General features: G+C 68.9%; 9 protein-coding genes and 2 pseudogenes. 5 read left to right on the top strand and 6 right to left on the bottom strand.

All coding sequences use genetic code 11. The annotated features are described in order from the left end of the window. Positions 1-66 precede the first annotated feature (66 nt). From D7X12_RS35945 to D7X12_RS35960, 4 genes are read right to left on the bottom strand one after another with little or no spacing between them, the layout of a single operon-like run. Positions 67-561 carry an SgcJ/EcaC family oxidoreductase gene (locus tag D7X12_RS35945; RefSeq protein WP_120629723.1) on the bottom strand — a complete coding sequence of 165 codons (495 nt, stop codon included), beginning with the start codon at positions 559-561 and terminating at the stop codon, positions 67-69. A 53-nt stretch (positions 562-614) separates the two neighbouring features. Continuing rightward, positions 615-1130 carry a hypothetical protein gene (locus D7X12_RS35950; RefSeq protein ID WP_120629724.1) on the bottom strand — a complete coding sequence of 172 codons (516 nt, stop codon included), beginning with the start codon at positions 1128-1130 and terminating at the stop codon, positions 615-617. A gap of 58 nt (positions 1131-1188) precedes the next feature. Further along, a complete protein-coding gene (locus D7X12_RS35955) occupies positions 1189-2184 on the bottom strand; it encodes a HEAT repeat domain-containing protein (protein ID WP_120629725.1) in 996 nt (331 codons plus the stop codon). Positions 2185-2198: 14 nt separating this feature from the next. Next, complete coding sequence (locus D7X12_RS35960) at positions 2199-3419, bottom strand: hypothetical protein (protein WP_120629726.1); 1221 nt, start codon at positions 3417-3419, stop codon at positions 2199-2201. A 172-nt stretch (positions 3420-3591) separates the two neighbouring features. On the opposite strand from D7X12_RS35960, the gene D7X12_RS35965 reads away from it, so the two are divergent. The 3 genes from D7X12_RS35965 to D7X12_RS35975 are packed head-to-tail and all read left to right on the top strand — an operon-like array spanning position 3592 to position 5504. After that, the gene (locus D7X12_RS35965) at positions 3592-3954 is read left to right on the top strand and encodes an ArsR/SmtB family transcription factor (RefSeq protein WP_120629727.1); all 363 of its coding nucleotides are present in this window, start codon (positions 3592-3594) and stop codon (positions 3952-3954) included. A gap of 45 nt (positions 3955-3999) precedes the next feature. Next, positions 4000-5106, top strand: a complete 1107-nt coding sequence (gene arsB, locus D7X12_RS35970) for an ACR3 family arsenite efflux transporter (RefSeq protein ID WP_120629728.1) — start codon at positions 4000-4002, stop codon at positions 5104-5106. After that, positions 5103-5504 carry an arsenate reductase ArsC gene (locus tag D7X12_RS35975; RefSeq protein ID WP_120629729.1) on the top strand — a complete coding sequence of 134 codons (402 nt, stop codon included), beginning with the start codon at positions 5103-5105 and terminating at the stop codon, positions 5502-5504. The genes arsB and D7X12_RS35975 overlap by 4 nt, the downstream gene beginning before the upstream one ends. Position 5505: 1 nt before the next feature. Here D7X12_RS35975 and D7X12_RS35980 read toward each other — a convergent pair whose 3' ends face one another. Then, positions 5506-6051 (bottom strand): DUF2378 family protein, encoded by a 546-nt coding sequence (locus tag D7X12_RS35980; protein ID WP_120629730.1) that lies wholly within the window; start codon positions 6049-6051, stop codon positions 5506-5508. Positions 6052-6705: 654 nt separating this feature from the next. Between D7X12_RS35980 and D7X12_RS35985 the strand changes: the two are divergent. Both D7X12_RS35985 and sitI6 read left to right on the top strand, forming a co-directional pair. Then, positions 6706-7092, top strand: a pseudogene (locus D7X12_RS35985) (DUF2380 domain-containing protein); the annotation flags it as partial. Next, on the top strand, positions 7092-7814 hold the full coding sequence (gene sitI6, locus D7X12_RS35990) for a SitI6 family double-CXXCG motif immunity protein (RefSeq protein ID WP_120629732.1): 723 nt from the start codon (positions 7092-7094) through the stop codon (positions 7812-7814). The pseudogene D7X12_RS35985 and the gene sitI6, both read left to right, overlap by 1 nt. A 119-nt stretch (positions 7815-7933) precedes the next feature. Here sitI6 and D7X12_RS45565 read toward each other — a convergent pair. Next, positions 7934-8020 (bottom strand): annotated as a pseudogene (locus tag D7X12_RS45565) (transposase); the annotation flags it as partial. Positions 8021-8314 lie beyond the last annotated feature (294 nt).

An 8314-nucleotide genomic window follows, 5' to 3' on the forward strand; every position in this document is an offset into this window, starting at 1 on the left:
CTCCTGCCTGGAGCCCATGGCGGGCCCCCGCGTCCAGCGGCCACCCCCAGGGGCTCCCCCTACCGCCTACGGAGCCTTGGGCGCGGGCTTCACGTCGGTGTTCTGTCCCGCGACGATGCGCCATTTCCCGTCGTCGCGCTTCAGCACGAACTTCATCTGCGTGCGCAGCAGCCCCTCCTCGGTGTTCTGCACGCCGGGAGGAAGGCCCGTGTGGCCGGTGACTTCATGCACCATCTCCACCACCGCGACATCCGGGCCGGGGAAGACGACCTTGCGCACGGTCACCACGTCGCGGCTCGCCTTGAAGATGCTCGCGAAGATGGCCGCGTGGCGCGTTTCAATCTCCGCGTGCCCCTGGAACACCGTGCCGACGATGTTGATGAACTCCGCGTCGTCCGCGAAGTCCTTGGACCAGGCCGTCGCGTCGTGCGCGTTCCAGGCGTCGGTCTGCGCGCTCACGAGCTGCCGGAGGTCCACCTCATCCTGGGCGTGGTGGGGGGTCGCGCAGGCCGTGGACAGGAACAACAGACTCAGGGCCGCAAGAATAGAAGAACGGGTCATGGCGGGACTCTGCCATGACCCGCGCTCCCTGCCTCACTCAAGAAGCGCCAGACTCAGTCCAGCACGCCGACGGTCTCCGTGCGGTCCACGGCCTCGCCCTTGGTGGTGTAGCCGCTGTACCAGGACGTGTCGTTCGTCCCGGCCTTGTCCTGCTGGAGGTGGGCGTGGGGGCCGGACGCGTTGCCGGTGCCGCCCTCGTTGCCGACCTGGCAGCGGTCGCAGGTGCGGTCATAGGAGTCCGCCGTCTTGATGAAGTGCCACTGGCGGAACGTCCAGCCGCTCTCCCAGACGTGCTTCGCCTCGTTCTGGGTGCCGCTGCCCGTGCCGTTGCAGTAGACGCCCGGCGTGCGGACCGTCACGTTCCAGAACACGGAGCCCACGACGCCCGTCTCCGCGCCCCAGTAGTTGCAACGGCCGCTGGAGATGTCCACGGCGCCGTGGAACTTGCCGCTCGAATAGTTGGTGGTGGCCGTCACCGTGCCGGGGAAGGGCGACTTGACCGTGTGCGCGGTCGCGACCAGGGGGAGGAGGGCCAGTGCCGCGAGGGATGCCTTCGTCATGTAACGCATCGGGGTGTTCCTTTCGGGCCGGACTCCCGGCCCTGGGGGTGGATACCGCTACCGCTGCCTACGGAGCCTGTTGCAGCCGCTGCTTCTCCCTCAGGATCAGCTCCCACTCCTGAAGACCCGTTTCGAGCGCGCGGATCCACGCGTCGATCTCCGGTGCCATGCCCGGGTCGATGCCCTTGAGCCGCTGCAGCTCCGGCACCGCGCTCGCGAACCCCAGCTGGGCAATGCCTTGCACCAATGCCTTGCGCACCCCCGTGTCCCGCTCGCCCCGGTACAGGGACACCAGGGCCTCGCGGGCCGTGCCCATCTGCTCTGCCGGCACGCCGCCCAGCGCGAGCGCCGCCGACCTGCGCACCTCCGCCGAGTCACTGCGCAAGAGCCCCTGGAGCGTGCCCGCGGCCTCCGCGCCCAGCTTCTCCGTGTTGAGCGTGCCCAATATCTTCGCGGTCGCCTTGGGGTCCGAGGACGCCGCCGCGGCCGCCACCGCCGTGTCCGTCGCCGGGCCGTGCTGGCCGGCGTAGACGAACTTGTTGTCCTCCACCAGGTTGGTCGCGGCCTCCATGCGCACCTCCGGGGAGGCGTCGCGCATCAGCCGCTCGTACAGGTCCCCGGTCTTCTCCAGCGCGCCCGTGCGCCGCATCGCGCGGACCGTGGCGGAGCGCACCGCCGGGTCGCGGTCCTCCAGCGCCCGCTTCGCCACGACCTGCATCGCCTCGCGGTCCGCCTCCCGCTCGCTGCGCGCGACCAGGGCCGCCGCCAGGTGCTCCGCCATCACCGGGTCGGTCTCCCGCTCGAACGCGGCCTGCAGCTCCGCGCCGGGCAGGGTGACGGCCGCCTCCCGCAGCAAGGCGCGCAGGTAGCGCTGGTAGGCCGGGGATTTGGAAGCCAGCCCCCGGCGGATCTGATCCATCAGCCCCGGCACCGAACACGTCTCGCCCTGGAGCACCGGGGCGGCCGCCGCACCCTCCGCGACGGACGGCAGGGGAATCAGGGGCACCAGCGCGAACGCCAGCCAGCCCCATGCGCTCATGCGAAAGGAAGACATGCGAGTCATCGGCGCTCCCGGGCTCAGTCGTGTTTGTCCATGCAGCCGAAGGGGTCCTGATCCGGCAGGCTGTTCCACACCCGCATGAAGTCGAGGACGCCGCTGGCGTAGAGCTGCTCGAAGACGCGGTACTGCGGCTGGAAGCGCGGGTCGGAGGCGGCCATCTTCGCCATCACCGGCAGCGCTTCCTGGCCCGCCACGCGCGCGGAGAAGCGGAACAGGGCCCAGCGCACGCACACGGAAGGCTCGCGCGGGAACGTCTGGGCGAACAGCTCCAGCACCTTCGCCTTGTCCTGGGACAGGGACAGGTTGTGCGCCGCCGCGTCGCGGCCGTCCTCGTTGCCCTCGCTGGTGAGGATGCGCGAGTAGCGCTCCGTGGACGCCGCGTCGAGCACCGGCGCCGCGTGCATGGGCATGGACTGCGCGAGGTAGCGGATGTTCTCGTCCGGGGAGTCCGTGCCGATGGTGAGCAGCTTGTCCAGGTACGGCGCGGCGTTGCCCGACTGCGCGAAGTCCTTCTTCATCACGCGCGCGAGCGAGCGGGTGGCCGCCCAGCCCGCCTCGCCGGAGCCCGGGTCCTTCGCGAAGTTCGCCAGCGTGTCCAGCGCCGCCGGCTCCAGGCGCTTCTGCGTGTCCAGCGCGGACAGCATGCCCGCGCGCCGCCCCGGCTCCAGCGTGGCGTCCAGGCCCGAGGCCAGCAGCTTCGCGGCCACCTGCGGCTGCTGCACGGCCTCCGAGTCGCGCAGGGCCGACAGGAACACCTGGAACTCCTTGCCCTGGGCATCGCGCGCCCACCCCAGCACCTCCTGGGCGCGGCCCGCGTCGTTGCCAATCAGCTCCGTCAGCCGCTCCTTCAGGTACGCGCGGACGACGCCATCCCGCGACGCCAGCAGGGGCGCCGCCCACTCCCGGAACGTCCCCAGCGTCACCTGCTCGTTGAAGCGCTCCAGGTCCCGCCAGCACGTCCCCGACTCGAACCGCCGGGGGGCCGCGTCCGCCTCGGCGCCCTCCTGGGAGCCTCCGCCGCTGCCGCCACCGCCACCACCCCGGGACAATGTTCCCTGGGACCCATCCTTCGAAGCCGCCGCCCGCGCCGGCTCCGCCCCGTCACCCGCGCCACGCGACAGCAGCGCGGCCCCGGTCAGCAGCACGACCAGGCCCCCTCCCACGGCCAGCAGCGGTCGGCGCCAGCGCGAGGGGCCTTCTCCGGAGGAGGCGGACGGAGCGGAGGAGTCTGGGGGCATGGCGGCCAGGAGGAGCGAAAGGGTTCGCTTTCCCTATAGACCCGGAATTCGCCGTCAGACCAGTACAAACCGACCAGAAGGTATTTTTTTCTAAGATTATGAAAACAGCGTCCGGCGCCGGGCAGGGCCCGGTGTTGCTGGAAACACGACATGCACATATCCTCATGTCGTCATGTCGGTCCCTGCTCCGCTGGATGTCCGCCCCCTGAGTCGCGCCCTCAAGGCGCTGGGAGACGAGACGCGCCTGCGCATCGTCGCCCTCCTCTCGCACTCGGAGTTGTGCGTCTGCCACCTGGAGAGCGTCCTTTCCCTGCCGCAGTCCAACACCTCCCGTCACCTCTCCGTCCTCAAGGCCGCGGGGCTCGTCGAGGCGCGGCGCGAGGGCAGCTGGGTCTACTACCGGCTGGCCCCGCAGCTGGACGAGCTGTGCGGCAGCCAGGTGCGCGCGCTCGTGGAGGCCTTCGCGAAGCGGGACGTCCTGCGGCGCGAGGTGGCCCGCGTCCTCAAGTCCTGCGGCCCCGACGCCTGCAAGTAGTGCCCGCGCCGGCCGCTTCCTTCCTCCTTGCCCCTGGCCCCTCCCATGTCCTCCCCCGCTGCCTCTGAGAGCATCGTCAAGAAGCTCTCCGTCATCGACCGGTTCCTGCCCGTCTGGATCTTCGCCGCCATGGGGCTGGGCATCGGCCTGGGCCGGGCCTTCCCGGACCTGGGGGCGCGACTGGACACGGTGAAGCTGGACACCGTCTCGCTGCCCATCGCCATCGGCCTCTTGTGGATGATGTATCCGGTGCTCGCGAAGGTGCGCTACGGCGAGCTGGGCCGGCTGCGTGCGCGTGGCAAGCTCTTCACCACGTCCCTGGTGCTCAACTGGGTGGTGGGGCCGGTGCTGATGTTCGCGCTGGCGTGGCTCTTCCTGCCGGACCTGCCGCACTACCGCAACGGCCTGGTGCTCATCGGCCTGGCCCGCTGCATCGCCATGGTCCTCATCTGGAACATGCTCGCGTGCGGAAGCAACGAGGTGGCCGCCGTGCTGGTGGCCCTCAACTCCGTCTTCCAGATCCTCTTCTACTCGGTGCTCGGCTGGCTCTTCCTCACCGTCATCCCCAGCTGGCTCGGCGCGGATGTCACCGCGTTCGACGTGTCCATGTGGAGCATCGCGAAGAGCGTACTCATCTTCCTGGGCGTGCCCCTCGTGGCTGGCGCGCTCACGCGCAGCCTCCTCACCCGACTGAAGGGCGAGGCGTGGTACGAGACGCGCTTCCTGCCGCGCCTGGGGCCCACCGCGCTCCTCGGCCTGCTCTACACCATCGTGCTGATGTTCGCGATGCAGGGGGAGAAGATCACCCGCCTGCCGCTGGACGTGGTGCGCATCGCCCTGCCGCTCATCGTCTACTTCGCCATCATGTTCGCGAGCGCCTTCTTCCTCTCGCGCAAGCTGGGCTTCAGCTACGAGGAGACGGCCTCGCTGTCCTTCACGGCCGCGGGCAACAACTTCGAGCTGGCCATCGCCGTGGCCGTCGGCGTCTTCGGCATGGCCTCGGGTGAGGCCCTGGCGGGCGTGGTGGGCCCGCTCATCGAGGTGCCTGCCCTCATTGCCCTCGTCTACCTGTCGTTGTGGCTTCGGCGGCGCTTCTTCCCAGAAGCCCGTGAAGCCGTGTTGCCCCGTCGCTTCGAGGAGGGGTCACGATGAGCACCGTCATCTTCGCCTGTGTCCACAACGCGGGCCGCTCGCAGATGGCGGCGGCCTTCTTCAACCTCCTGGCGGATCCCTCCAAGGCACGGGCCGTCTCCGCGGGGACCCAGCCGGGCGCGCGCGTCCATCCCGAAGTCCTGGCGGTGATGGCGGAGGCCGGCGTCGACCTCTCGGGCGCCCAGCCCCAGCGCCTCACGGATGAGCTGGCGCAAGGCGCCCAGTGGCTCATCACCATGGGCTGCGGGGACGCGTGCCCCTTCGTGCCGGGACTGAAGCGGGGCGACTGGCCGCTGGAGGACCCCAAGGGCAAGCCCCTGGAGCGCGTCAGGGAGATCCGCGACGAGGTCCGCGCCCGCGTCCTGGAGTTGCTGACGCGCGAGGGCTGGGCCCGGTAGCTCAGGAACTCCAGCGCACGCGGTAGGAGCAGGCGTGACCGTCGAAGTCGAAGGGTTCGACGTGGACGTCCCTGGCCCCGGCGCGGGTCAGCCCCGCTTCGATGATGCCCAGCAGGTAGCCGGGGTTGCCGTTGCACTCGCTCACCTTGATGGTGTGGTTCGCGCGGGCGTGGGTGATGAGCTCCGTCTTCAGGTAGTTGTTCACCGTGGCGAAGCTCTCCTGCATGCGGGAGAGGACGCGGTCGGGTCCGAAGATGGGCCACAGGGACACGAGCGCCTTGCCCAGCATCGTGTGCTCCATGCCGGTGATGATGCCCTGGCCCAGCCTGCGGTAGCCCTCCTGGGCGTCCACGTCCGGGTAGAGGTACGCGGCGGTGAGGCGCAGTGACTCGGCGAAGACGCGGCGGGGCGTGTGGTGGGGGATGCGCTCGTCCAGGTTCAGCCCGATGGCGCGCAGCTGCTGCTTCAGCTCCGGCGTGAGGCGCTTGCCCACGGAGCGCAGGAAGAGCCCCTCGATGGCATGGCGGTAGACGTACTCTTCACTCACGCGTCACACCCTTCCCACGCTCCCGTCCCACCACGGGCCTGGAGCCGGACGAGCATCCCTGGATCCGCCCTGCATTGCACTCGCGCGGCGCGTGCGTGCGGCACAAGGACCTGTCCTGTCGGGAGGACAGGTCCTGTTCTCCCGGGAGGTCAGGTGAACGCCCCGGGCAGGTCGGGGAGGGACGCCGCTCCTTCGGGATGCGCTCGGATTCCGGTGGATGCGGGGCGGGTAGAGCGATTGCTCATGGGCCCGGCCAGCAGCACCTCCCCTCGCATCTTTGGAGAGGCATCCTGTGACCCGGCTTGCACGACGTTCCCATCCCTTCTCACGCGCCGGTCTGACGCTCTGGCGTGCGCGCAGGCCGCGGGCCTGCTGACTGACGCGTCCAAAGCTCGACCGGTCTTTGTCTGGAGCAGTCTCCAGATGCAGGAGACAGGTGCGGCGAAGACGTACGGAAGGCTTCCCCATGCGCTCGCGCCAGACATCAATCTGGCGCTGGTATGAGACGACAGACATGTGGCCAACCTTGAGGGTGCAGCCGTTGGCTGATTGAGGCCGTTGTTCCTGGTCATGTCTGGGAAGGCGGTACTGTCGGAGCCCGACACGTCAGACACGAGCGTGTCAGCCTGGGGGGAGTATGCGCTGGTGGCTTGGATGGTGTTCCGGCTGCACCGGCGGGAACAGCTGCCGAGTGAGCTTCGGCGCCAGAAGGCGATGGAGGAGTGGGCGCGACGGCCGAAGGAGCGGCACCACATCTTCCCGCAGGCGTTCGAGCGACGGTTCGCGCGGAAGAACATTGATGTCCACCAGTACGTGATTGCAATCGACGCGGAGGTGCACCGGCGGATCCACCGTGGGGACGCGGGTGGGCCCTGGAACCGCGATTGGGAGGAGTGGCTGCGCTGGCATGGTGAGCGCGCACGCAAACCGGCCTACTTCGAGCAGGCGTCACGGATGATTCAGCGTTACGGCCTGTTCGGGCTTACGATGACCTACTGGCAGAGCGTGGACCTGGCACCGCAGCCCGTGGAGGACAATTGATGCGGTACTTCGAGGTTGCGCCTGCCAAGGCGTCATGGCGCTGGAGCGGACAGTACAAGGCCGAACACCGATGGAGCCTGCCCGGAGTGGACTGCCCGCGGTGTGGCCCATGGGCCGGGATGAGCGCGTACCCCTCGGTGTCGCTTGTGGGCGAGGTGGCGCGAATGCTCGAGCAGGCGCGACCGACGACAACGCTGGAAGAGTACGGCCGCCTGGCGGCGTCGGTGGCCCCGTTGCTGACGGCGAGCCAGCCACTCACCCCAGGGTGCTCCTTCGGGCCATTGGTTGGAACGGCGCAAGGAGAGTTCGGGCCGGTGACTGCATGGCCGTCATGGGAACTCATCCTTCGTGAGGATGCGCTTGTGGCACTGCGTGAGGCGGGAGCGCATGACGTGCTGGCGGTGCCTGTGGAGCTGCGAGCGCAGGAGACCCTGCCGACGCTCTACCTGGTTGAGACAAGACCCCTGGGGCAGGTCCACCGTGGTTCCACGAGGACCACGGGCGGACCCTGCGGCGAGTGCGGACACCCAGGGGAGTTCGAGGTCGCGCAGGATTGGGCCTTGAATCAAGCGGCGCTGCCCTCCGCAGACGTTTTCAGGGTGGAGGGCACGGCGGTGACGGTGGTGTCGGAAAGGTTCGTAGCGGCGGTGTCGCGGCTCGGAGGAAGCGATGTGGAGTATCGCGAGGTGCCGTCAACCCCCTTCCGGAACCTGTCAATGTGAATGAGACAGTGAAACGGAGAGATTGGTGCGCAGCCACCTGTGAGTTGGGGAGCGGCGCGGGTTTGTTGATCCAGACGGCGTTTGGAAGGGCCTGGGGCTTCGGAGGGCCGTGGGAGAAGCGCTCGGGACTTGCCCTCCTCCAGCACCTGCTTCACCACCCGGGCTTTGAACTCCGGCGTGTACTTCCTGCGCTCTCGTCTCGGCATCGTCGTGGACATCCTTCGGTCACCGTTTGAGACCGCCCGGGAAGGCTCATCGAGGTTCGGGCCCTGTGGCATGGACGGACAATAACAGGCACGTGGCACGGCAATCCGAGCTGGGGCGACGCGTTGTGGAACCTGTGGGACAGGGCCGCGGGAAATCTTTCGGGACGTTTGACCCGAATGGATGGGGCCGCTCCTCCCTGGGTTCGCACCTTCTCCCTGGGAGGCTTCACCCCATGCACCCCCCTCGTCCCCCCTCCCGCGCGGCCCGGTCCGCGCGGATGGCCACCGCCACGC

The organism is Corallococcus sicarius (genome assembly GCF_003611735.1).
Taxonomy (GTDB): domain Bacteria; phylum Myxococcota; class Myxococcia; order Myxococcales; family Myxococcaceae; genus Corallococcus; species Corallococcus sicarius.

What these genes read in the sequence shown, in the direction of transcription:
- D7X12_RS35975 (WP_120629729.1), top strand. Translation starts at nt 5,103, where the DNA reads ATGAGCACCGTCATCTTCGCCTGTGTCCACAACGCGGGCCGCTCGCAG.
- D7X12_RS35950 (WP_120629724.1), bottom strand. Translation starts at nt 1,130, where the DNA reads ATGCGTTACATGACGAAGGCATCCCTCGCGGCACTGGCCCTCCTCCCC.
- arsB (WP_120629728.1), top strand. Translation starts at nt 4,000, where the DNA reads ATGTCCTCCCCCGCTGCCTCTGAGAGCATCGTCAAGAAGCTCTCCGTC.
- D7X12_RS35965 (WP_120629727.1), top strand. Translation starts at nt 3,592, where the DNA reads ATGTCGGTCCCTGCTCCGCTGGATGTCCGCCCCCTGAGTCGCGCCCTC.
- sitI6 (WP_120629732.1), top strand. Translation starts at nt 7,092, where the DNA reads ATGCGGTACTTCGAGGTTGCGCCTGCCAAGGCGTCATGGCGCTGGAGC.
- D7X12_RS35955 (WP_120629725.1), bottom strand. Translation starts at nt 2,184, where the DNA reads ATGACTCGCATGTCTTCCTTTCGCATGAGCGCATGGGGCTGGCTGGCG.
- D7X12_RS35960 (WP_120629726.1), bottom strand. Translation starts at nt 3,419, where the DNA reads ATGCCCCCAGACTCCTCCGCTCCGTCCGCCTCCTCCGGAGAAGGCCCC.
- D7X12_RS35945 (WP_120629723.1), bottom strand. Translation starts at nt 561, where the DNA reads ATGACCCGTTCTTCTATTCTTGCGGCCCTGAGTCTGTTGTTCCTGTCC.